At 64.8% G+C, this 23,560-nt stretch carries 19 protein-coding genes; 14 read left to right on the forward strand and 5 right to left on the reverse strand.

The features are described 5' to 3' along the window. Positions 1 to 39 precede the first annotated feature (39 nt). Positions 40 to 690 carry a TetR/AcrR family transcriptional regulator gene (locus IVA88_RS27785; protein WP_247500323.1) on the reverse strand — a complete coding sequence of 217 codons (651 nt, stop codon included), beginning with the start codon at positions 688 to 690 and terminating at the stop codon, positions 40 to 42. A gap of 215 nt (positions 691 to 905) precedes the next feature. Between IVA88_RS27785 and IVA88_RS27790 the strand changes: the two genes are divergently transcribed. The 6 genes from IVA88_RS27790 to IVA88_RS27815 all read left to right on the forward strand — a co-directional run bounded on the left by IVA88_RS27790 (position 906) and on the right by IVA88_RS27815 (position 6,839). Next, positions 906 to 2,456: an ABC transporter substrate-binding protein gene (locus IVA88_RS27790; protein ID WP_247500324.1), complete on the forward strand. Its 1,551-nt coding sequence runs from the start codon at positions 906 to 908 to the stop codon at positions 2,454 to 2,456. Positions 2,457 to 2,655: 199 nt separating this feature from the next. Beyond that, complete coding sequence (locus IVA88_RS27795; RefSeq protein WP_247500325.1) at positions 2,656 to 3,627, forward strand: ABC transporter permease; 972 nt, start codon at positions 2,656 to 2,658, stop codon at positions 3,625 to 3,627. Further along, entirely contained in the window at positions 3,624 to 4,463 is an 840-nt protein-coding gene (locus IVA88_RS27800; RefSeq protein WP_247500326.1) for an ABC transporter permease, read from the forward strand. The genes IVA88_RS27795 and IVA88_RS27800 overlap by 4 nt, the downstream gene beginning before the upstream one ends. A gap of 2 nt (positions 4,464 to 4,465) precedes the next feature. Next, positions 4,466 to 6,085 (forward strand): ABC transporter ATP-binding protein, encoded by a 1,620-nt coding sequence (locus IVA88_RS27805; RefSeq protein WP_247500327.1) that lies wholly within the window; start codon positions 4,466 to 4,468, stop codon positions 6,083 to 6,085. A gap of 371 nt (positions 6,086 to 6,456) precedes the next feature. Next, on the forward strand, positions 6,457 to 6,633 hold the full coding sequence (locus IVA88_RS27810) for a hypothetical protein (protein WP_247500328.1): 177 nt from the start codon (positions 6,457 to 6,459) through the stop codon (positions 6,631 to 6,633). Further along, positions 6,630 to 6,839, forward strand: coding sequence for a hypothetical protein (locus tag IVA88_RS27815; RefSeq protein WP_247500329.1), 210 nt, complete (start codon positions 6,630 to 6,632; stop codon positions 6,837 to 6,839). The genes IVA88_RS27810 and IVA88_RS27815 overlap by 4 nt, the downstream gene beginning before the upstream one ends. Before the next feature lie 137 nt (positions 6,840 to 6,976). On the opposite strand, the gene IVA88_RS27820 is transcribed toward IVA88_RS27815, so the two are convergent. Beyond that, on the reverse strand, positions 6,977 to 7,267 hold the full coding sequence (locus IVA88_RS27820) for a hypothetical protein (protein ID WP_247500330.1): 291 nt from the start codon (positions 7,265 to 7,267) through the stop codon (positions 6,977 to 6,979). A gap of 239 nt (positions 7,268 to 7,506) precedes the next feature. On the opposite strand from IVA88_RS27820, the gene IVA88_RS27825 reads away from it, so the two are divergent. From IVA88_RS27825 to IVA88_RS27855, 7 genes are all read left to right on the forward strand, one after another. Then, the gene (locus IVA88_RS27825; RefSeq protein ID WP_007599476.1) at positions 7,507 to 7,827 is read left to right on the forward strand and encodes a hypothetical protein; all 321 of its coding nucleotides are present in this window, start codon (positions 7,507 to 7,509) and stop codon (positions 7,825 to 7,827) included. 224 nt (positions 7,828 to 8,051) lie between these two features. Continuing rightward, positions 8,052 to 8,777: an outer membrane protein gene (locus tag IVA88_RS27830; protein ID WP_247500331.1), complete on the forward strand. Its 726-nt coding sequence runs from the start codon at positions 8,052 to 8,054 to the stop codon at positions 8,775 to 8,777. A 164-nt stretch (positions 8,778 to 8,941) separates the two neighbouring features. After that, the gene (locus IVA88_RS27835) at positions 8,942 to 11,095 is read left to right on the forward strand and encodes a HAMP domain-containing methyl-accepting chemotaxis protein (RefSeq protein ID WP_247500332.1); all 2,154 of its coding nucleotides are present in this window, start codon (positions 8,942 to 8,944) and stop codon (positions 11,093 to 11,095) included. A 95-nt stretch (positions 11,096 to 11,190) separates the two neighbouring features. Continuing rightward, positions 11,191 to 12,252, forward strand: a complete 1,062-nt coding sequence (locus IVA88_RS27840) for an MBL fold metallo-hydrolase (protein WP_247500333.1) — start codon at positions 11,191 to 11,193, stop codon at positions 12,250 to 12,252. Positions 12,253 to 12,266: 14 nt separating this feature from the next. Further along, positions 12,267 to 12,884: a HEAT repeat domain-containing protein gene (locus IVA88_RS27845; protein ID WP_247500334.1), complete on the forward strand. Its 618-nt coding sequence runs from the start codon at positions 12,267 to 12,269 to the stop codon at positions 12,882 to 12,884. 190 nt (positions 12,885 to 13,074) lie between these two features. Next, entirely contained in the window at positions 13,075 to 14,304 is a 1,230-nt protein-coding gene (gene hemA / locus IVA88_RS27850; RefSeq protein ID WP_247500335.1) for a 5-aminolevulinate synthase, read from the forward strand. Positions 14,305 to 14,526: 222 nt separating this feature from the next. After that, entirely contained in the window at positions 14,527 to 18,033 is a 3,507-nt protein-coding gene (locus tag IVA88_RS27855) for a PAS domain-containing hybrid sensor histidine kinase/response regulator (protein WP_247500336.1), read from the forward strand. 10 nt (positions 18,034 to 18,043) lie between these two features. Here IVA88_RS27855 and IVA88_RS27860 read toward each other — a convergent pair whose 3' ends face one another. The 3 genes from IVA88_RS27860 to IVA88_RS27870 all read right to left on the reverse strand — a co-directional run bounded on the left by IVA88_RS27860 (position 18,044) and on the right by IVA88_RS27870 (position 20,161). Next, the gene (locus tag IVA88_RS27860; protein ID WP_247500337.1) at positions 18,044 to 18,601 is read right to left on the reverse strand and encodes a cytochrome P460 family protein; all 558 of its coding nucleotides are present in this window, start codon (positions 18,599 to 18,601) and stop codon (positions 18,044 to 18,046) included. Positions 18,602 to 18,673: 72 nt separating this feature from the next. After that, a complete protein-coding gene (locus tag IVA88_RS27865; protein WP_247500338.1) occupies positions 18,674 to 19,705 on the reverse strand; it encodes an alpha/beta hydrolase in 1,032 nt (343 codons plus the stop codon). Between the two features lie 36 nt (positions 19,706 to 19,741). After that, positions 19,742 to 20,161, reverse strand: a complete 420-nt coding sequence (locus tag IVA88_RS27870) for an organic hydroperoxide resistance protein (RefSeq protein ID WP_247500339.1) — start codon at positions 20,159 to 20,161, stop codon at positions 19,742 to 19,744. Positions 20,162 to 20,358: 197 nt separating this feature from the next. Here IVA88_RS27870 and IVA88_RS27875 point away from each other — a divergent pair, with 197 nt between their 5' ends. Continuing rightward, a complete protein-coding gene (locus IVA88_RS27875) occupies positions 20,359 to 23,199 on the forward strand; it encodes a winged helix-turn-helix domain-containing protein (RefSeq protein ID WP_247500340.1) in 2,841 nt (946 codons plus the stop codon). The last annotated feature ends 361 nt before the right edge of the window (positions 23,200 to 23,560 follow it).

Genomic DNA, 23,560 nt, shown 5'->3' on the forward strand with positions numbered 1-23,560 from the left:
GCTTTGTGCAGCTCAGAGCTGGATTTCGTTAACGATGAATCAGGCGCGCTTGCGCCGGGTTGCGGCCTTTGCCGGCGACACCGCGCTCGATTTGGCGGCGCGCGGCCTGGTTGGCTTTTCGGCGGGCTTTTCCAGCGGGCGCCACTTCTCGTCATCGAGCAGACGCGTGAACAGCCGCTGGTGCTCGTCATTGCCAAGCGGCGACATGCCGAACAGCGAGCTCAGCAATAATCCGCGTGCGGCTGCCCAGCGCAACAAAGCGAGCTCGGGATCGACGGCCTCCGCCTTGATGGCCTCCACCCTCTTCATCTCCCGCTCGCGCGGCAGCGCCATCAGCCCGGGATTCTCGACCATGGCCGCGACCAGTGCCAGCGCGGTAGAATTCGGCGATGTCGCCGCTTCCCGTACGGTGGCAAGCTGGGTTGCCAGATTTGGGTTCGCCGAGGTCTCGCTGACCTTCGCCATGTAACGGGTCGAGAACTCCTCGAAATGCTCCATCTGCCGCTCCAGCAGCGCCTTGAGCACAGCTTCCTTGGTGCGGAACTGGTGCATGACGCCGCCCTTGCTGAGACCGCTCTCGCGCGCGATGGCATCAAGCGTCAGCCGGCCGGGCCCGTCGCGCGCGATGATTCTCGTCGCCGCCTCGAGCGCAGCCTTGCGGGATCGTTCGGAGCGTGTGGCGTTATCCATGGCCGACTTGTCTCCATCACAGGGTAATGAATCAAGTGAAAACAGGACGCGCTGTACATTTTTTGTGCGAACACTGTCGAGACTTTCATCTTGCGGCGCCGAATGAGACTATGTGAGCCTCGATACCGGATGGGGACTGGGATGGGCCGGCCGTAGCTTTGCGCGCCACGACGTGCGAAGCGTTTACGGCTGGTCTCGCTTGAGAAAGATACGACATGTCAAAACGAGTGTTGCTTGGTGTCCTCCTGGCCTGCGGCCTCACAGCTCCGGCGCTGGCGCAAGAGCCGAAAACGGGGGGTGCAATCAATGCCGTGATTCAGCCCGAGCCGCCCGGCCTGATGCTGGCGATGGTCCAGAACGGACCGGTGCAGATGGTGTCGGGCAACATTTTCGAAGGCCTGCTTCGCTACAGCCCCAAGCTCGAACCGCAGCCGGAGCTCGCCGAGAGCTGGAGCGTCAGCGAGGACGCAAAAACCTACACATTCAAGCTCAGGAAGGGCGTGACCTGGCACGACGGCAAGCCCTTCACCGCCGCCGACGTGCTGTTCTCGCTCGATATGCTGAAGCAGACGCATGCGCGCGCCCGCAACAACCTCGCGCAGGTCGAGAAGGTCGAGGCGCCCGACGATTACACGGTGGTGTTCACGCTGAAACAGCCGTTCGGTCCGTTCCTCGGCATCTTCGAGGTCGGCTCGATGCCCATGGTGCCGAAGCATCTTTATGAAGGCACCGACTGGAAGACCAATCCCTACAACAACGCCCCCGTCGGCACCGGCCCCTTCATGTTCAAGGAATGGCAGAAGGGCTCTTTCATCCGCCTGGTCAAGAACCCGAATTATTACGAGAAGGGCAAGCCCTATCTCGACGAGATCTACTGGCAGATCATTCCCGATGCCGCGGCGCGCTCGGTGGCCTATGAGACCGGCAAGGTCGACGTGCTGCCCGGCGGCTCGGTGGAGAATTTCGACGTGCCCCGGCTCTCCAAGCTGAAGGACACCTGCGTCACCGGCGCCGGTTGGGAGTTCTTCTCGCCGCTGGCCTGGCTGTGGCTCAACAACCGCCAGGGTCCGCTCGCCGACAAGCGGGTGCGGCAGGCGATCATGTTCGCGATCGACCGCGACTTCGCCAAGGATGTGATCTGGAACGGGCTCGGCAAGGTCGCGACCGGCCCGTCGGCCTCGACCATCAAATACTACACCGACGACGTGCCGAAGTACCCTTACGATCCCGCCAAGGCGAAGGCGCTGCTGAAGGAAGCCGGCTACAAGGGCGAGAAGATCCGCCTTCTGCCGCTCGCCTATGGCGAGACCTGGCAGCGCTGGGGTGAGGCCGTGAAGCAGAACCTCCAGGGCGTCGGGATGAACATCGAGACCATCGCCACCGACGTTGCCGGCGGCAACCAGAAGATCGGCGACTGGGACTACGACATCGCCTTCACCTATCTTTACCAATATGGCGATCCCGCGCTCGGCGTCGGCCGCAACTACGTCTCAAGCGCCATCGCCAAGGGCCAGGTGTTCAACAACGTCGAGGGCTACTCCAACCCGGAAATCGACAAGCTGTTCGCCGACGGCGCGGTGGCGACGCCCGATTCCAAGCGCAAGGAGATCTACGAGAAGGCGCAGAAGATCCTGGTCGAGGACGTGCCGGTGGCCTGGATGCTCGAGCTGCAATTCCCGACCATCATGCGCTGCAAGGTCAAGAACCTGATCACCACGGGCATCGGCGTCAATGACGGCTTCAAGGACGCATGGCTCGACAAGTGATGTCTGCCGCTCCGAACCCGCCTTACCTCTCCCGCTTGCGGGAGAGGTCGCTGCGCTCGAAGAGCGTAGCGGGTGAGGGTTTTCTCCACTCGGTGTCCTCTCTGCGGAAACACCCTCTCCCCTACCCTCTCCCGCAAGCGGGAGAGGGAGCGCACCGCGATCGCCGCTGCGTTCAACCTGATCTGATCGTCATCTAACAATGCTCTCCTTCGTCGCTCAGCGTGTCGTGAAGGGCGTGATCGTCCTGCTCGCGATCGTCGTCCTCAACTTCTTCCTGATCCGGCTTGCGCCCGGCGACCCCGCGGTCGTGATGGCGGGCGAGGCCGGCGCCGGTGACCAGATCTTCGTCCAGCAGCTCAGGGAGAAGTTCGGCCTGGACAAGCCGCTGCCCGAGCAGCTCTTCATCTACGTCAAGGGCGTCGTGACGCTCGACCTCGGCTTCTCCTTCCGCCAGCAGGCGCCGGTATCGAAGCTGATCCTGGAACGGTTGCCGGCGACGCTGCTGCTGACGCTGACGGCGTTCGCGATCTCGCTGATGCTCGGCGTGCTGTTCGGCACCTTCGCGGCGCGCTTCGCGGGGACATGGCTCGATACCGCTATCACGATCTTCGCTCTGATCTTCTACGCCATGCCGATTTTCTGGGTGGCGCTGATGGGGATCCTGCTGTTCTCGGTCACCATGGATTGGCTGCCGAGCTTCGGCTACGAGACGGTCGGCGCCAATCTCACCGGCCTTGCCCATGTGGTCGACGTCGCAAAGCACCTGATCATGCCGGCGATGACGCTCGGCCTGTTCTTCATGGCGACCTACACCCGGATGACGCGCGCCTCGATGCTTGAGGTGAAGCGGCTCGACTTCGTCAAGACGGCGCGGGCGAAAGGCCTCTCCGATGCCGTGATCCAGCGCCGCCACGTGCTGCGCAACGCGCTGCTGCCCGTCGTGACGCTCGCCGGCGTCCACTCCGGCACGCTGATCGGCGGCGCCGTCATCACCGAGACCGTGTTCGCCTGGCCCGGCATCGGACGCCTGATGTACGACGCCCTGCTCCAGCGCGACTACAATCTGCTGCTCGGGGTTTTCGTGATCTGCTCCGCCATGGTCTTGACCTTCAACCTCATCACCGACCTGGTCTATCGCCTGGTCGACCCGCGCATCGAATTCACCACATGAAACAGTTCTGGAAATCGATGCTGAGGAGCCCGAGCGGCGTCATCGGGCTCATCATCCTGCTCCTTGCGATCTCAGTCGCGGTGTTCGGTCCGATGCTGTTCCCGAACTCGCCCTGGCGCATGGTGCAGCGGCCGTTCCTGCCGCCATTCACGCTCGCGACGGTGCCGCTCGGCACCGATGCGCTCGGCCGCGACGTGTTCGCCGGCATGATCTTTGGCGCGCGCGTCTCGCTGCTCGTCGGCATGGTCTCCACATTGGTGGCGCTGGTCGTCGGCGTGCCGATCGGCGCCATGGCCGGCTATTTCGGCGGCAGGGTCGACGACGCCCTGATGCGCTTCACCGAGTTCTTCCAGACCATTCCGAGCTTCGCGCTTGCGATCGTGCTGGTCGCGATCCTGCAGCCCTCGATCTACTCGATCGTCGCCTCGATCGCGGTGGTGAGCTGGCCGCCGGTCGCGCGCCTCGTTCGCGGCGAGGTACTGTCGCTGCGCACGCGGGAGTACGTCCAGGCCGCCGTGGTCACGGGCCAGAGCAACACCTGGATCATCCTGCGCGAAATCCTGCCGAACACGCTGTCGCCGGTGATCGTGCTGGCCTCGCTGATGGTGGCGACCGCGATCCTGCTGGAATCCTCGCTGGCCTTCCTCGGCCTCGGCGATCCCAATCTGATCTCCTGGGGCTACATGGTCGGCGCCGGCCGCACCGTGATCCGGCAGGCTTGGTGGATCACCGTATTTCCCGGCGTCGCGATCCTGATTTCGGTGCTCGGGCTCAATTTGATCGGCGAAGGCCTCAACGACGCGCTCAATCCGCGCCTGTCGCGCGAGGGACGCTGATCATGACTGCCCCCGCGACCGTCTCCATCAAGAACCTGCGCATCGCGCTGCCCAAGAGCGCCGAGCGGCCGTTCGCCGTCGACGGCATCTCGCTCGACCTGAGGGCCGGCAAGATCGTCTGCGTCGTCGGCGAATCCGGCTCCGGCAAGTCGATGTGCGCGCACGCGCTGATGGGTTTGCTACCGGACACGGTCACCGTCACCTCCGGCGAGATCCAGTTCGAGGGCCGCGACCTGCTCAAGCTCGACGAGGACGGCTGGCGCGATCTGCGCGGCCGCCGGCTCGCGATGATCTTCCAGGAGCCGATGACCGCGCTCAATCCGTTGATGCGCATCGGCGACCAGATGGCGGAGATGTTCGAGGCGCACGGCCTGCTCACGCCGAAGGAGCGGCGCGCCAAGGCGCTGTCGCTGGCGCGCGAGGTCGGCCTGCCCGATCCCGAGCGCATCGTGCGCGCCTATCCGCACCAGCTCTCCGGCGGCCAGCGCCAGCGCGCCATGATCGCGATGGCGCTCGCGCTCGAGCCGGCGGTGCTGGTTGCGGACGAGCCGACCACCGCGCTCGACGTCACCACGCAGGCGCAGATCCTGAAGCTCATCCGCAACCTCCAGCGCAATCGCAACATGGCGGTGATGTTCATCACCCATGATTTCGGCGTCGTCGCCGACATCGCCGACCAGGTCGTCGTATTGCGGCATGGCAAGATCGTGGAGGAAGGTCCCGCCGCAACCGTTTTCAACTCGCCGCAGCACGACTACACCAAAGCGCTACTCGCCGCCGTGCCCTCGATGGACCCGCCCGCCCGCAGCCCCCTCGACGACCAAGCCAAGGCGGTCGAGGTCATCGGACTGGACAAGACCTACGTTACCTCGGGCGGCTGGTTTCGCGAGGACCGCCGCGTCGACGCCGCACGCGAGGTCAATTTCAACATCCTCAAAGGCGAGACGCTCGGCCTCGTCGGCGAGTCCGGCTCTGGCAAATCGTCCGTGGCCCGCCTTGTGATGCGGCTGATCGAAGCCGACCGCGGCACCGTGCGGATCGGCGAGACCGATCTCACGCAGCTTTCGGGCAGGGCGTTGCGCGCCGAGCGCCATCGCATTCAGATGATCTTCCAGGATCCGTTCGCTTCGCTGAATCCGCGCCGCAAGGTCGGTCACATCATCGCCGACGGTCCGATCGCGGCCGGCATCGAGCCGACAGTGGCCTTCGACCGCGCCCGCGATCTCCTCAAGTTGGTCGGCCTCGATGCCGGCGCGCTCGAGCGCTATCCGCATGAATTCTCCGGCGGCCAGCGCCAGCGCATCGGCATTGCGCGCGCGCTCGCGCTCGAGCCCGAGATCATCGTCGCCGACGAAGCCGTCTCCGCGCTCGACGTCTCCGTGCAGGCGCAGGTGCTGCGACTGCTCGAAGACCTCAAGGCGCGGCTCGGCCTCTCGATGCTGTTCATCACCCACGATCTGCGCGTCGCAGCGCAAATCTGCGACCGCATCGCCGTTATGCAGCGCGGCGCCATCGTCGAGCTGAAGCCGACCGCGCAGCTGTTCGCAGCGCCCGAGCACGCCTACACGCGCGAGCTGCTCGCGGCGGTGCCGGGGCGGAAGGATCGCGCGCCGGCGGCGTGAGACGAGCGGCCGTGGCGGGGCGCCGGGCTGGATATGGTTCCAAAACTTGTACGCGGAACGAAGAGAAACCTATTTGATCTTGCGGCATTTGCTTTGCGAGACCGTTTTTGTCGGCAAGGGCAAGGGTAGGCTGACACCATCATGCTTCGCTCGATGGCTGAAGCCGCGCAACGGACATGAGGCGGTGAACAGCTTCACCAACGAGCGCGAGAGAACGCCGCGGTCGTTGGGAATGCCGGAGCCAGGTCACGAGGTTTTTATCCTGTCGTGACCAGCAGCACCGTTTCAAAGCCAAGGTCGGCATCATAGATGAGGATTGCATGATCGACATCATCTCATGACGGACTTGTTAACTGATATTCGGAGCCAACATGGGCGAAGTTATTCGGTTTGTATCAAAATCCGAGCGCGAGCGAGCGCGCCTCATTCAGGAGGCTCGAGCGATTTACGACAGCATCTTCCCACCGGCCGATGCGGCCGGTGAGGAGCAGTCCAAGGGAACGATTGGCCGCACCTTCATCGGCGGCGACAGGGGCGACCTGTCGTGATCAAGATCATCGCCGTGCTCTGTAGTCTCGCCTCACCAGGAAATTGCCACGAGCAGATCGTCACCACATCTGACTTTGCTCAGGTCTCGGTGCAGTCGTGCCTGATGGGCGCGCCGCAGCTGGCCGAATGGATGAACCAGCATCCGGCCGAGCGCTTGGCGGCGTGGCGCTGCGTGATCGGTCAACAGAGCGGCCGGGGAATTTAGGATCCGGGGACCGCTGTCCCGGAACGATTCGAGAGGCCTAGTCCTCACCGCCATGACCATTACTGGTCGCGCTCTATCTTCTCTTCGGCCTTGCGACCGGCACAGGGTGACCGGCATCGGCTCGCCGTACAGACGCGCTACCTGACGGGCGGGTTGGTGTTACTCCAGGTGGGGACTGCGTTGGTCACGCCGACCGACGGCCAATTATACGTTCCGACCGATGGCGCCGTGACCGTCCCCACGGACTGTCCGGACGACCCGTAGATCCTGGGCTGCGCTACCTGAGATCCAGCGCTCCCATAGTTCGGAGCCAACATGCCGGTACTGTAAGATCGGCTTGACCGGTGCTTTTTGGCTTCGGCCGCGAACGGCGCGGCAAGCAACCCGATGGTGACAAGTGCGGCAATGGCGGGTTTGATGCTTGTCATGGCAGATCCCTTTTCGCTGCGGCCCCTTGCCATCTGTTCATTCAGTGGAGGATTTCCATAGGCAGCCGTTCATAACTCCGTGCGCAGACGAAGGTGCCGGAGCGCGGTCGCACGGCATGATCGGCGCCACCGTGGGCGAGACTAGCAGGCCCCACCGCCCGCTACGCGCGCCTCGCCTTCGGATGGACCCGAATCAGCGCTAGTGCATTCACCTCATCGACTTGGCGTATTGAGGCGACATGACCGGTCCCGAACTGAAGCAACTCCGCAACGACCTCTCAGACGTCCTCGAGCGCAAGCTCACCGCGGCCGATATGGCCCGGCTTTGCGGACTGCCGGAGAAGGGCGGCGCCGACACCATCCGGCGCTGGGAAGTGAGCGGCCCGACACCGTCGGCGACCAAGGTGCTGCGCGTGCTCGCGATGGCGAGCGAGCGCTATCCGATTCTGGAGAAGTTCGACGTCTTCGATCGTCATGACGTGCGCGAGGAGGACCGGCCCGCGAAGCGCGCGGCATTCCGCGAACAGATGCGCGATGAGGCGCGGCGCCGTCTTGGTTAACGAGATAGCAGGCGCAAGTTACCGGAACAGCGCCGGGTTAAGCCTTCCTTCAGCACTTCTTAAGCCGACATTAAGCACGAAATTCATTTACAGCCCAATAAGTTAGGTTGGCTGCCGCTGTGCCATGCATGTGACAGCATTTTCGTCAAAAGCGAGCTATCTGCAAAACCAACGCCGGCGCGGAAAGCGCGCCTGCCGGGGACCTAAGTGTTGGAGTTTGGACTATGAAGAAGATTCTGTTTGCGACCGTGGCGCTGCTCGTGGTGGGTGCTGCTGCGCCGGCGCTCGGTGCCGATCTCGGTAACCGCAACTACTACAAGGCGCCCGCGCCCGCCTATGCCGCGCCGATCTACAACTGGACCGGTTTCTACATTGGCGGCCATGTCGGCGGCGCGTTCTCCAGCGACAACAATTTCAGCGGCCTCTCCACCGGCAACAACGGCAACGGCCGTTTCCTCGGCGGCGTGCAGGCCGGTGCAGACTGGCAGTTCAACCCGAACTTCGTGGTCGGCGTCGAAGGCCAGTATTCCTGGCTCTCCGGCAGCGTCGGCGCGGTGTTCCCGGGCGGCATCGCCTACACCAACGACCAGCGCGGTCTCGGCTCGATTACCGGCCGCGTCGGCTACACCTGGGGGCCGGGCCTGCTCTACGTGAAGGGCGGCTATGCCTATTCGGATAACAACGAGAAGGTGACCGTCGGCGGCGTGCCGGCTGGCTTCATCATCAGCGGCGACCACCGCAACGGCTACACCGTCGGCGCCGGCCTCGAATACATGTTCGCGCCGAACTGGTCGGCCAAGGCCGAGTACCAGTACTACAATTTCGGCGACGCGCACTTCACCGCGGGCCCGCTGGCGGGCACCGGCAACTTCACCACCGACGACCACACGATCAAGGCGGGCGTCAACTACCGCTTCAATTGGGCCAACTCGGCGGTCGCGCGCTACTGAACAGTTATCAAGACTTATCGTGATGAAGGGCCGGCATTGTTGCCGGCCCTCCTTTTTTCGCTGTGCGGAACGCAGGCAACCGATTGAGAAACTTGCGATCTTTTAACCCGTCCCGAAGATACTCCGCGGCGAAAAATATAAAGATCACACGTGGGGGAATTTCGATGGCGATCCGTCTGGGCCTTGGCCGTTTGCTTGGTCGTATCCGGCCTCGTTTCAAGATGCCGACATGGGGCGTGCGCGGCAGCCTGTTCACGGCCTTCGCTGTGATCGCAGGCATGGGCCTCGTGATTGCGGCCGGTGCCGGCTTCGTCTTCAACCATCTCGGCAACACCATGATGGACCTGAGCGGCCGCGACATCCCGCGCCTCTCCGCCAGCCTTCAACTCGCATCGCAAAGCGCAACCCTCGCGGCACAGGGGCCGGGCCTCCTGGCGTCGCCGTCCGACGAGGCGCTGAACGAGCGCACCAAGAAGGTGCAGGAGATCCAGCAGCTCGCCATGACCAAGCTTGGCGAGATCATCGAGCTCGGCGCCGACAAGCAGATCGCAACCGCGTTGCGCGACACCGCCAAGAGCATCGACGAGGCGACCCAGAGCCTGGTGTCGGCCGCGCGCGAACGGCTCGATACCGGCGCGCTGCATGACAAGCAGTATGAAGCGCTCCGCAAGGCGCAGCTCACCTTCGTCGGCGCGGCCGGTCCTGCCATGCTGGACGCGCAAACGCGCCTGAACGCGATTCTCGGCGCGGCGGAAGTTTCCGCCGATGATGCCACCGAAGCTGCCCGCACCGTCTCCCAGGTCGCGACCATCTCCGCCAACGGCAATCTGATGGCCGCCGACATGATGGCGGCGCTGTCGGCCAACAACAGCGATACGCTGGAGGCGATCGAGAAGGAGTTCAAGGCGACGCGCGACCGCGTCAAGTCGAATCTCGAGGACCTGCCGAACATGGCCTCCATGCAAGCGGTGCGCGACTCCGTGCAAAAACTGTTCGCCTTCGGTGAGGGCAAGACCGGCGTGTTCAAGATCCGCCAGAAGGAGCTCGACGCCATCGACTACGGCCAGACCATTCTGGACGAGACCCGCAAGCTCAATGTCGGCCTCGGCATCAGCGTGCAGCAGCTCGTCGAGGGCGTGCAGAAGGAGACCAACGCGTCGACCTTCCAGGCACGGCAGGAGATTTCGCTGGCGACGACCGCGATGTTGGCCCTCGGCGCACTGACGCTGGTCGGCTCGGCGCTGTTCGTCTGGCTCTATGTCGGCCGCAACATTCTGCGCCGGATCACCGGCCTGCAGCGCGCCATGCAGTTGCTCTCGGCCGGCGATCTCGACACCGAGATCGCGCGCGCCAAGCGCAATGACGAGATCGGCGCGATGACAAACACGCTGACCGTTTTCCGCGACAGCATGATCGAAGCCCGGACGCTCGCCGGCGAGCAGGACAAGGACCGGCTCGCCAAGGCCGAGCGTGCCGCGCGCATGGAAGCGAAGATCGCCGAATTCGAAGGCACCGTACGCTCCGCGCTCGACAACCTCGCGCAGTCGGCCAATTCGATGCAGACGACCGCGCAGAGCATGTCCACCACCGCCGACCAGTCCAACGCGCTGGTGAACGCGGTGGCGTCGGCCGCGGAGGAAACCTCGGTCAACGTGCAGACCGTGTCATCAGGCACCGAACAGGTGTCGTCCTCGATCCAGGAGATCAGCAAGCAGGTGGTCACCTCCGCCGAGATCGCCAGGAGGGCTGTCGACGAAGCCGGTTCTACGGACGCCACCGTGCAGAGCCTTGCGGACAGCGCGAGCCGCATCAGCGTCGTGGTCGACCTGATCCAGACCATCGCCTCGCAGACCAACCTGCTGGCGCTCAACGCCACCATCGAGGCGGCGCGCGCGGGCGAGGCCGGCCGCGGCTTCGCGGTGGTCGCCTCCGAGGTGAAGAGCCTGGCGAGCCAGACCGCCAAGGCGACCGAAGAGATCCGCAGCCAGATCGCCAGCATGCAGTCAGTCACCACCTCCGCAGTCGGCGCCATTCAGGGCATCGGCCGGATCATCGGCGAAATCAACGACGTCACCACGACGATCGCCGCCGCGGTCGAGGAACAGGGCGCGGCGACCCGCGAGATCGCCCGCAACATCCAGCATGCGGCCGGCGGCACCAGCGAGGTCTCCAGCAACATCGTCGGCGTCTCCACGGCTTCGGCGGAAGCCGGCGCAGCGGCGAACGAAGTGCTTGGCGCCTCCGACGCGCTCCGCCGCGAAGCCGACATGCTGCGCGGAGAGATCGACGCGTTCCTCAACAATATGCGGGCGGCGTAGCCCGCCGTTCCGTCGCCCGGAATGACCGCTATGCGAGCCCCGCTCGCGTCCTTTTTCGGCTGGCGCGGCGGGAGCGGTGGGTTTAAGCCGGTAGAATGAACGCAAAAACCGACGCCGTGCAGTCCTCCGCCGAAGCCCTGCGCTATCCCTGGGAACAGCATCCCGGCCCCGAAGAGGTCGTCGAGGTGAAGCCGGGGGTGTTGTGGGCGCGGCTGAAGCTGCCGTTCCGACTCAATCATGTGAACATCTACCTGCTCGCCGACGGCGATGGCTACGCCATGATCGATGCCGGCTTCGGCAATGAGGAAACCATCGAGGCCTGGACGAAGCTGTTCGACGGGCCGCTGAAGGGTGTCAACATCACGCGCCTGATCGTGACCCATTCCCATCCCGATCATGTCGGTCTGGCCGGGTGGATCGTCGAGCGATTCAACTGCCCGCTGGTGATGTCGCAGGTCGAATATCTGCAATCGGTCTATCACCAGAACCGCGGCACCGAGGAGCGGCAGGAGGCGCAGCGGCTGTTCTTCCGCCGCCACGGCATGGACGAGTCGCTCACCGAAAAACTGCTCGGCCGCGGCCAGGACTATCTCAAGCGCGTCTCGGTGCTGCCGCCGTCCTACCGCCGCATCTCGCATGGCGAGGACGTCGTGATTGGCACGCGTCGCTTCAAGGTGATCACCGGCGGCGGTCACGCGCTCGATCAGGTGATGCTGTATTGTGCCGATGACAAGCTGTTCCTCTCGGCCGACCAGGTGCTGAGCAAGATCTCGCCGAACGTCAGCGTGTGGGCGGTCGAACCCGACCAGAACTCGCTCGGCGAATATCTGGCCTCGCTCGCCAGCCTCACCACGACGCTGCCCTATGACGTGCTGGTGCTGCCCGGCCACGGCGTGCCGTTCTACGGGCTGAAGACCCGCATCAAGCAGCTCGCCGATCACCACGAGGAGCGCTGCCGTCTGATCGCGGAAGCTTGCCGCGAGGTGCCGCAGACCTCGCGCGCCTTGGTGCCGGTCGTGTTCAACAAGCACGTCCTGGACGAACACCAAATGGGTTTCGCCGCCGGCGAGCTGGTCGCCCACGTCAACTACATGATCGTCGAGGGCCGGCTGACGGCGGAGACGAAAGACGGCGTGCTTCAGTTCAGGACGACGTGAGAACTGAGCCACCGATGTCCCATGAGGCCATCCGCAGCCTGGTTTCGCGCGACGACGACGAGGTGCTGAACGAGCTTCGGACTCTGGCGGCATCGAGCGATGCTTTCGTGCGGCGGACCGCAATCGAGATCATTGGACAGCACAAGCGGGGGCCCGAACTCCGCACGATCGTTGTTGCTGCCTTTTCGGATCCGTCGGATTACGTCAGGCGCACCGCCTGCGGCATCGTCGAGCATTGGAAGCTTGCCGAAGCTCATGATCTCGTGCTGCCCTTTCTAAGGGCGCCCGAAGCATCGACGCGGGAGTGCGCGCTTCGCGCCCTTGCGAATATCTGGCATGAGGCGGATTTCCATTCGATCTTTAATCTCTACAGGCGCGATCCGGAAATCGGAGTTCGGAAGGAAGCCGCGTGGACCTTGCGGCGAGGCGCCGCTGCGAGCAATTGGCGGCTGCTGTTCGATGCTTTTTCCAGGGATGAGCTTCCTCGGCATCGATTGTGGGCCTGCGAGATCGCCGAGACTTTCGGCGATCCGGACGTCCTGCCCGCGCTGACCCCGCTGCTGAACGACGGCGATGGACATGTGCGCAAGTCCGCCGCGCACGCCCATCAGGCGATCGGGGCGCGCAGTTAGCCCGGGCGCAATGGTGCAGAGCAACATTGCGCCTCGCGCGAACTTGATCCGGATCAAGTTTCAAATCGCACGATAGGGCATTTTGCCCAAATGCCCCGCAGGTCCAAATGTGGGATAGCGCATAGACATTAGAGCTGGAATAGCTCTAAGAATACGGGGCCCTTTGGTCAGTTCCGTTGCAGGTTTGACGATGGATTACAGCCAGTTTTTCACTTCCGCCCTTGATCGTCTCCACTCGGAGCGGCGCTACCGCGTGTTCGCCGATCTCGAGCGCATCGCCGGCCGGTTCCCGCATGCGCTCTGGCACTCGCCCAAGGGCAAGCGCGACGTCGTGATCTGGTGCTCCAACGATTATCTCGGCATGGGTCAACACCCGAAGGTGGTCGGCGCCATGGTCGAGACCGCGACCCGCGTCGGCACTGGCGCCGGCGGCACCCGCAACATCGCCGGCACGCACCATCCGCTGGTGCAGCTCGAGGCCGAGCTCGCCGATCTCCACGGCAAGGAAGCCTCGCTGCTCTTCACGTCCGGCTACGTCTCGAACCAGACCGGCATCGCGACCATCGCAAAGCTCATTCCGAACTGCCTGATCCTGTCGGACGAGCTCAACCACAATTCGATGATCGAGGGCATCCGCCAGTCCGGTTGCGAGCGGGTCGTGTTCCGCCACAACGACCTCGCCGATCTCGAAGCGCTGTTGAAGGCTGCGGGTCCGAGCCGGCCCAAGCTGATCGCCTGCGAGAGCCTTTATTCGATGGACGGCGACATCGCCCCGCTCGCCAGGATCTGCGACCTTGCCGAGAAGTACGGTGCGATGACCTATGTCGACGAGGTCCACGCCGTCGGCATGTACGGCCCCCGCGGCGGCGGCATCGCCGAGCGCGACGGCGTGATGCATCGCATCGACATTCTCGAAGGCACGCTCGCCAAGGCGTTCGGCTGCCTCGGCGGCTACATCGCCGCCAACGGCCAGATCATCGACGCCGTGCGCTCCTATGCGCCGGGCTTCATCTTCACCACCGCACTGCCGCCGGCGATCTGCTCGGCCGCGACCGCCGCGATCAAGCATCTGAAGACGTCAAGCTGGGAGCGTGAGCGCCACCAGGACCGCGCCGCCCGCGTCAAGGCGATCCTCAACGCCGCCGGCCTGCCGGTGATGTCGAGCGACACCCACATCGTCCCGCTGTTCATCGGCGATGCCGAGAAGTGCAAGCAGGCCTCCGACCTCTTGCTCGAACAGCACGGCATCTACATCCAGCCGATCAACTATCCGACAGTCGCCAAGGGCACCGAACGCCTGCGCATCACGCCCTCGCCCTATCACGATGACGGCCTGATCGATCGGCTCGCTGAAGCCCTGCTGCAGGTGTGGGACCGCCTCGGCCTGCCGCTCCGCGAGAAATCGCTGGCGGCGGAGTAGCTCCCGGTCGTCCTGGCGAAAGCCAAGACCCATTACCCCAGCTATGAATTGTTGCGGCTCTCTGGCCTTCGCCAGGGCGACGTTGGGGTTGGCACCTTAACGACAACCCCAGTTCCCGCGCTCGCACGGCATTTCGCTGTCGCTTGCGACCGTCCAACGCGCTAGATTTACAGGGAAAACGAGAGCGGGCGCTGCCAGCGCCCCGGGAGAAGCACGCTCGCCATGCTGCACGATTGGGGCGTGATCGCCGCCGCCTTCGGCTATATCGGCTTTCTGTTCCTGGTGGCGAGCCATGGCGACCGCCGCTCGCCGGCTGGTCGCGGCCGCGCCTCCGGGCTGATCTATCCGCTGTCGCTGGCGATCTATTGCACCTCCTGGACCTTCTTCGGCTCGGTCGGCTTCGCCACCCGCACCTCCACCGACTTCCTCGCCATCTATGTCGGCCCGATCCTGATGATCGGGCTCGGAGCCGGCGTGCTCCGCCGCGTGATCCAGCTTGCGAAAGCCCACAACATCACCTCGATCGCCGACTTCATCGGCGCGCGCTACGGCAAGAGCCAGGCAGTGGCGGCCACCGTCGCGCTGATCGCGATCATCGGCTCGGTGCCCTACATCGCGCTCCAGCTCAAGGCGGTCGCCTCCTCGCTCGAAACCATCCTGAGCGAAGACCAGGCCTTCTCCCACATCCCGATCGTCGGCGACGTGGCGCTGATCGTGACGCTGGCGATGGCGGCCTTCGCGGTGCTGTTCGGCACGCGGCAGACGGACGCCACCGAGCATCAGCACGGCCTGATGCTGGCGGTCGCGACCGAATCCATCATCAAGCTGGTCGCTTTCCTTGCCGCCGGCATCTTCGTCACCTTCTGGATGTTCTCGCCGCACGAGCTGATCGAGCGCGCGATGAAGACACCAGAGGCGGTGCGCGCCATCAACTATTCGCCCTCGATCGGCAACTTCCTGACCATGACGCTGCTGTCGCTGTGCGCGATCATGCTGCTGCCGCGTCAGTTTCACGTCAGCGTGGTGGAGAATTCCTCGGATGCGGAGGTCGGTCGCGCGCGCTGGCTGTTTCCGCTCTACCTCGTCGCCATCAATCTGTTCGTGATCCCGATCGCGCTCGCCGGCCTCGTCAGCTTTCCGTTCGGCGCCGCCGACCCTGATATGTACGTGCTGGCGCTGCCGATGGAGGGCGGTGCGGAGTTGCTCAGCGTCGCCATTTTCGTCGGCGGCCTGTCGGCGGCGACTGCGATGGTGATCGTCGAATGCGTCGCGCTCTCCATCATGGTCTCGAACGACCTCGTAGTGCCCCTGGTGCTGCAACGACGGCCCGAGGGACGCACCGGCGGCGCCGATTTCAGCGACTTCCTGCTGCGCTCGCGCCGGCTCGCGATCTTCGCCATCATGGTGATGGCCTATTTCTACTACCGCGCGCTCGGCAATACCCAGCTCGCCGCGATCGGCCTGCTCTCCTTTGCCGCCATCGCCCAGCTTGCACCAAGCTTCTTCGGCGGGCTGCTGTGGCGGCGCGCGACCGCGCGCGGCGCGATCGGCGGCATGCTGGTCGGCTTCGCGGTGTGGCTCTACACGCTGTTCATCCCGAGCTTTATGGACTCGACTTCGGGCATCCTGCTGCTCCAGCACGGCCCGTTCGGGATCGAGGCGCTGCGGCCGCAGGCGCTGTTCGGCGCCGACCTGCCGCCGCTGATGCACGGCGTCATCTGGTCACTGTCGCTCAACATCCTCACTTATGTGCTGCTGTCGCTTGCGCGCCGGCCGTCTTCGATCGAACTGGTGCAGGCCGATCTGTTCGTGCCCAACACGCTCGCGCCGATCTCCCCGAACTTCCGCCGCTGGCGCACCACCGTCACGGTGCAGGACATCCAGACCACGGTGGCGCAATATCTCGGGCCGGACCGCGCGCGGCATTCGTTCGAGGCATTCTCCGCGCGGCGCAATGTGCGGCTGGAGTCCGGGGCACCCGCCGATTTCGAGCTGCTGCAGCACGCCGAGCACCTGATCGCCTCCTCGATCGGTGCGGCCTCCTCGCGTCTCGTGATGTCGCTGCTGCTGCGCAAGCGGACAGTCTCCGCCAAGGCTGCGCTCAAACTGCTCGACGATTCCCACGCGGCGCTGCATTTCAACCGCGAGATCCTCCAGACCGCGCTCAACCATGTCCGCCAGGGCATCGCGGTATTCGATTCCGATCTGCAACTGATCTGCTCCAACCGGCAGTTCGGCGATCTGCTCAATGTTCCCCCGCATTTCATCCAGTTCGGCACGCCGTTGCGTGAGATCCTGGAATTCATGGGCGTGAGCGAGCCGGATGACCCGGTCGAGCGCGAGGCCATGCTGGAGCGCCGGCTCGCGGCTTACACCACAGACAGCGAGCCTTATCTGGAGCGCCTGCCCGACCGCCACATGGTGATCGAGATTTTGACCAACCGCATGCCCGGCGGCGGCTTCGTCATCACCTTCACCGACGTCACGCCCACATTCGAAGCGGCCGAAGCGCTGGAGCGCGCCAATGCGACGCTGGAAAAGCGGGTGCGGGACCGCACCGAAGAGCTGACCCGGCTGAATTCCGAGCTGGCACAGGCCAAGAGCGCGGCCGAAGACGCCAGCATCTCGAAGACGCGTTTCCTCGCCGCCGCCAGCCACGACATTCTCCAGCCGCTGAACGCGGCCAGGCTCTATGTCACGAGCCTGGTCGAGCGCCAGCACAGCGGCGAGGAGACGCGACTGGTCGAGAACATCGACGAATCGCTCCAGGCGATCGAGGAGATCCTCGGTGCGCTGCTCGACATCTCCCGGCTCGACGCCGGCGCGATGACGACCTCGATCTCGAGCTTCAAGATGGCCGACCTGATGCGCTCGCTGGAGATCGAGTTCGCGCCGGTCGCACGCGCCAAGAATCTCGAGCTCGCCTTCGTGCCCTGCTCGCTGCCGGTCGAATCGGACCGCTTGCTGCTGCGGCGCCTGCTGCAGAACCTGATCTCCAACGCGATCAAGTATACGCCGCGCGGCCGTGTGCTGGTCGGCTGCCGCCGCCGCGGCGCCTCGCTCAAGATCTGCGTCTATGACACCGGCGTCGGTATTCCCACGGTCAAGCGCGGCGAGATCTTCAAGGAATTCCACCGCCTCGAGCAGGGCGCCCGGATCGCCCGCGGCCTCGGCCTTGGACTGTCGATCGTCGAGCGGCTGGCGCGCGTGCTCAACCATGGCATCGCCATCGATTCCAATGTCGGCGGCGGCTCGGTGTTTTCCGTGACGGTGCCGACGGCGGAGGCGATCACCCACACCGCGGCCGTGACCAGCGCGACGCCGCTCGCGCGCACGCCGATCTCGGGCACCCTGATCGTCTGCATCGAGAACGACGCCGCGATCCTCGACGGCATGCGCACGCTGCTGAAGGCCTGGGACGCCGAAGTGATCGCGGTCGCAGATCCCGAGGGCGCGATCGCCGCGATCGAAACTGCCGGCCGCCGCGTGACCGGCCTGCTAGTCGACTACCATCTCGACCGCGGCAACGGCATCGCCGCGATCCGCGATATCCGTCGCCGCTTCGGCGACGGCATCCCGGCGATCCTGATCACCGCCGACCGCAGCCCCGCCGTGCAAATGGCTGCGCGCGAGGAAAATGTCGCGGTGCTCAACAAGCCGGTCAAGCCGGCTTCGCTCCGCGCCCTGCTCGGCCAGTGGCGCGCGCAGCAGATGGTGGCGGCGGAGTGAACCTCCGCACTCAAGGCGCAAGCTTCGTAAACACATAGTCGCGGCTCTTCACGCGGGCTTCGTGGCAGGCGAAGCAGGTGCGATGCTGGGCCTCGTCGACCGGCTTGCCGTTGACGAAGCGGCCAAACCCCCAGCCGCCGGTGGCCGCATATTTTCTGGCATCCTTGACCATCACCTGGACGGTGGTGGCCTCACCGGGAATCGTCGCGGACGCAAATTCGGGCGACTGCTTCCGCTTCCAGGCGCGCTTGACCAGAATGGCGCCGTCCGGGAACGGAAGCTTTCCTGCCTGATAGGCGTCGAGCGCGGTCTGGTTGCCGATGACAGCGCGGAGCTCGTCGAGTGGGGCTGCCTCCTCGGCCGGCGCGATCAACTCCCACTGCTTGTAGCCGGGCGGAATTGTGACGCCGTAGATCGGCGAGGCATCGGCTGTCGCGGGATCTTCCGCAAGCGCGATCGTGACAAGATACGGCACGCAGGTCAGGACAACGGCGAGGAGGAGCACGGTCAGCACGATCATCGTCGCAGGGGATGGAAATTTTGACTTTTCAGATTTCATTGTGGTCATGAGGCTTCATTGAGCTGAGATCGCATGTAGACCTCGGTCCAGCCTTGCCGGACCGAGGTCTTGCCAAAATCCTCAGGCGCCGCCGTCGGCGTCGATGACGGCCTTGGCAAAGGCTTGCGGCGCTTCCTGAGGCAGATTGTGGCCGACGCCACCGGTGATCAGGCGATAGTCGTACCGGCCCGAGAACTTCTTGGCATAGGCGCTTGGGTCGGGATGCGGCGCGCCATTGACATCGCCTTCCATCGTGATCGCCGGCACCTCGATGACAGGTGCCGCCGCGAGCTTCTTTTCGAGATGCTCGTACTTAGCTTCGCCTTGGGCGAGCCCGAGCCGCCAGCGGTAATTGTGGATCGTGATCGCGACATGATCCTTGTTGTCCAGCGCCGCCGCGCTGCGGGCGAAGGTGGCGTCGTCGAACTTCCACTGCGGCGAAGCAAGCTTCCAGATCAGTTTTGCGAAATCATGCGTGTACTTCTCGTATCCGGCGCGGCCGCGCTCGGTCGCAAAATAGAACTGGTACCACCATTGCAGCTCGGCCGACGGCGGCAGCGGCGCGTTGCCGGCGGCCTGGCTGGAGATCAGATAGCCGCTGACCGACACCAGTGCGCGGCAGCGCTCCGGCCACAGCGCGGCGATGATGTCGGCGGTGCGCGCGCCCCAATCGAAACCGGCGATCACCGCCTTCTTGATCTCGAGCTTGTCCATCAGGGCGATGATGTCGGTGGCCATCGCTGCCGGCTCGCCGTTGCGCGGCGTCTCGGCGGAGAGGAAGTGCGTCGAACCGTAACCGCGGAGATAGGGGATGATGACGCGATAGCCGGCCTTTGCCAGGATCGGCGCGACATCGACGAAGGCGTGAATGTCGTAGGGCCAGCCGTGCAGCAGGATCGCGACGGGACCGTTCGCAGGGCCGGCCTCCGCGTAGCCGACGTTGAGGACGCCGGCATCGATCTGCTTGATCGCGCCGAACGACGCATTCGTCGCGGAGGAGCGCGGCGCCTCCGATTCGGCACGGGCGAGGCCGATCACGCCGAGGCCGGCTGCGACGGTTCCCGCGGCGAGGCCGAAAAACTGGCGGCGGTGCTGGTCAATGATCTGTTTCATGGCGTTGCTACCTTGTTGATGGTTGGTGGTGGTACGTCAGATCAGCGCGACCGTGACGTCGATGTTGCCGCGGACGGCTTTGGAATAGGGGCAAGTCTGGTGCGCCTCATCGATGAGGCCGCGCGCGATCTCGCGGTCGAGACCGGGCAGGCTGACATCGAGGCGCGCCCTGAGCGAATAGGCGCCCTCGTCGAGCACGAGGTCGATCTCCGCATCGATTGCGCATTTCCTGGGGAGCTCGATCTTCCGCTTGCGGGCGGCGATCTCCATCGCGCCTTCGAAGCAGGCCGACCAACCGGCCGCGAACAATTGCTCGGGATTGGTGCCGATGCCGGTGTCGCCCGGCGGCGACAGCTTGACATCCAGGCGGCCGTCGGAACTGCGCGATATGCCGTCCTGTCGCCCGCCGCTGGTGCGGGTCCGGGCCGTGTAGAGCAATTTTGCCGCTTGGGTCATGAAGGTCTCCTTGCCGTCGCACACTGACTAGCAGCGGCTGCCGCGAGACACCCGTTTGGACTTGTGAGAAGTTGTGAGGTCTCGGCTCGCTCGCCTCACAAGGTCTGAATCCGCGGTCTGATCGCGGCGCAGTCGACGGCCTTGCCGGATCGCGATCATCTGGCTATCCGGTCTTTTCGAAGGATCAGGATTCCGCCATGACCGAGCCGGCCGGCACCGCAACGGGAACCCTCTCGTTTGGGCCATTCACCGTGACGCCACATGAAAGACTCGTGACCCGCGATGGCGCCGCGCTGCCGCTCGGCGCAAAGGCCTTCGACACGCTGCTCGCGCTGATGTCACGGCCGAACCAGGTCATCAGCAAGTTTGATCTGATGGCGCTGGTGTGGCCCGGCATGACAGTCGAGGACGCCAATCTGCGCTTTCACATCGCAGCGCTTCGCAAGATCCTTGGCGACGGCCAGGATGGTGCCCGCTACATCACCACACTCTCCGGCCGCGGCTATTGCTTCGTGGCGCCGATCTCGCAGGTGAATATCCCGGCACAGCCGCACACCGCACCGCGAACGGAATTGCCGCCCGTCAAACTGCCGAACCGGCTGCAACGGATGGTCGGGCGCGACGATGCGATCGCCGCCGTTTCCGACAGGCTCATCGGCTCGCGCTTCATCACGATCGCCGGCCCGGGCGGTGTCGGCAAGACCGCCGTCGCCGTTGCCATCGCTCACGACCTGCTCGAGACATTCTCCGACGCCGCACATTTCATCGACCTTGCCGCGCTGAGCGATCCCGATCTCGTGATCACCTCGATCCTGCTGATGCTCGGCTTGCCGGCCCAGACCGACGATCCCCTGCCCGCGCTGCTCACGCATCTCCGGGACAAGCGGATGCTGCTGATCCTCGACAATTGCGAGCACGTCATCACAGCCGCGGCGCCGCTGGCCGCCGAGATCTTCCACGCCGCACCGCATGTCCATATCCTGGCGACGAGCCGCGAAGCCCTGCGGGTCGAGGGCGAGCAGGTCTATCGATTGGCGCCGCTCGCCGTTCCGCCCGACAATCCCGGGCTGACGGCGGCCGCGGCGCAGACCTATCCCGCGCTTCAACTCTTCCTCGAACGTGCCACGGCCGGCGGCGCGCAGATCGCGCTCGACGATGCCAATGCCGCGATCGTCGCCGGCATCTGCCGCAAGCTCGACGGCATGGCGCTGGCGATCGAACTGGCCGCCGGCCGGGTCGAAGCCTATGGCCTGGTGCAGACCGCAACGCTGCTCGACGAGCGGCTCAATTTGCTGTGGCAGGGCCGGCGCACGGCGCCGCCGCGACAGAAGACCTTGCAGGCGACGCTGGACTGGAGCTACGGGCTCCTATCCGACATCGAGCGCCTCGTGCTGCGCAGACTCGCGATCTTCGCCGGCCACTTCACCATCGACGCCGCGCTCGAGATCGTGCCGGACGAACGCGTCGACCGCTCCCGCCTGTTCGATGCCATCGACGGCCTCGTCGCCAAGTCGATGGTCGCGCCGCGGCCGATCGGCGCCATGATGCGCTACCGTCTGCTCGACACGACGCGGGCCTATCTGCTCGAGATCGAGCCTGATGACGCGGCGCTCGCCGACCGCCACGCGACCTATTACCGGCAATGGCTGCAGCAGGCCGGCACGACATGGGCCACGGTGCCGAGCGCCGACGAACGCGCGATCCACTTCTCCGCGCTTCACAACGTGCGCGCCGCACTGGACTGGTGCTTCGGTGCGAACGGCGATTCCGGCATCGGCATTGCACTTGCTGCTGCGGCGGCTCCGGTCTTTCTCGCCATGTCGCTGCTGATCGAATGCCGGCGCTGGTCCGAACGGGCTCTGCTTGCGATCGATTCGCCCTCGCGCGGCAGCGCCGAGGAAATGCACATCCAGGCCGCGCTCGGACTGACCTTGATGTTCACGCGCGGCGGCAGCGAAGCGGCGCGTGCCGCCTTGAGCCGGAGCCTTGCGATCGCCGAGGCGCGCGACGACGCGCCAAACCAGCTCCAGCTGCTCGGCCGCATGCATATCTTCCACGAGCGGATGGGACAGTTCGACGCTGCGCTCCGCTATGCGCAGCAGAGCCTGGCGGTCGCCGGGACACTCGGCGATGCCGCCTCTCTCGCCCTCGCCCGTTCGCTGCTCGGCGTGTCGCTGCATCTTGCCGGCGAGCATCGAGACGCTGTGAAAATGCTGACGGCCGCCTGGCAGGGGCCGGGCACGGAACGGATCAGCACCGTCTATGGCTTCGATCACCGCAACCGGGCGGGCATCTCGCTCGCGCGAGAGCTTTGGTTGCAGGGCCGCCCCGCGGATGCACTGCAATTGGCCCGGCAGACAGTCATCGAGGCCGCGCAGATGGACCATCCGATCACGCTCTGCATTGCGTTGATCTGGGCGGTCTCGATCGATCTCTGGAGCGGAGACCTCGATGGCGCCGAAGAGAACATCGACCGCTTCATCGCCCATGCCAAATCGCGCTCCATGGGCCCCTACCTTGCGGTCGGCCGCGGCGTCAAAGGCGAGCTGGCGATCCGGCGCGGCCATGCCGCCGATGGCGTCGAGACGATCGGGGCGTGCCTGCGTGAGCTCCACGATGCCGGCTACGAGCTGCTCACCACGACGTTCAACATCGCGCTTGTTCAGGGTTTGATGGCGCTTGGGCAGCTCGAGCGGAGTGCGGGCCTGATCGACGACGCGATCCGCCTCGTCGAGCAAGGCGGCGATCATCTGTACATGCCCGAGCTGCTGCGCATGAAAGGCAGGGTTCTCTTGGCGGGGCCGCAGCCCATGACTGATCAAGCAGAGGCCCATTTCGTGCAATCGCTGGAGTTGAGTCGTCGCAAAGGCGCCAAAGCCTGGGAGCTGCGGGCAGCGATCGATCTCGCCGGATTGCTTGCCGAACGCGACCGGCGCGAGGAAGCGAAACGGTGGCTTCAATCCGCGTACGAAGGCTTCGCCGAAGGCTCGGAGACAGCGGATATCAGGGCCGCCGACAAGTTGTTGCAGACATTATAGGGCGCACCCTATCGTCCTTGCGAGCGCAGCGAAGCAATCCGGAATCCCTCCGCGGAAAGACTCTGGATTGCTTCGCTGCGCTCGCAATGACGGAGTAAGAGGCGGCAGCGTCGCTCTTCCAGCTTGCATTTGACTCGCAGACACACCTTCGCATTCTCGCGGCGCATTTCGCCCGAGTTTTGCTTCGTCGCTCACCCTCTTTTTGTCCAAGAAGGCGCAGGGAAGGCCGGGTGCCGGCTGGCACCCGCGGTCCGCTGCGCGAAAAGCACACGCAGGAAAACCGCACAGCAGCATACAGGTGTAGCCAATCACTCGGCCTTCCCTGCGCAGTGGCTTTACGGCTTATGCCGTGCTCTCCCGG

This window comes from Bradyrhizobium sp. 149 (genome assembly GCF_023073915.1).
In the GTDB taxonomy this organism is placed as follows: Bacteria; Pseudomonadota; Alphaproteobacteria; order Rhizobiales; family Xanthobacteraceae; genus Bradyrhizobium.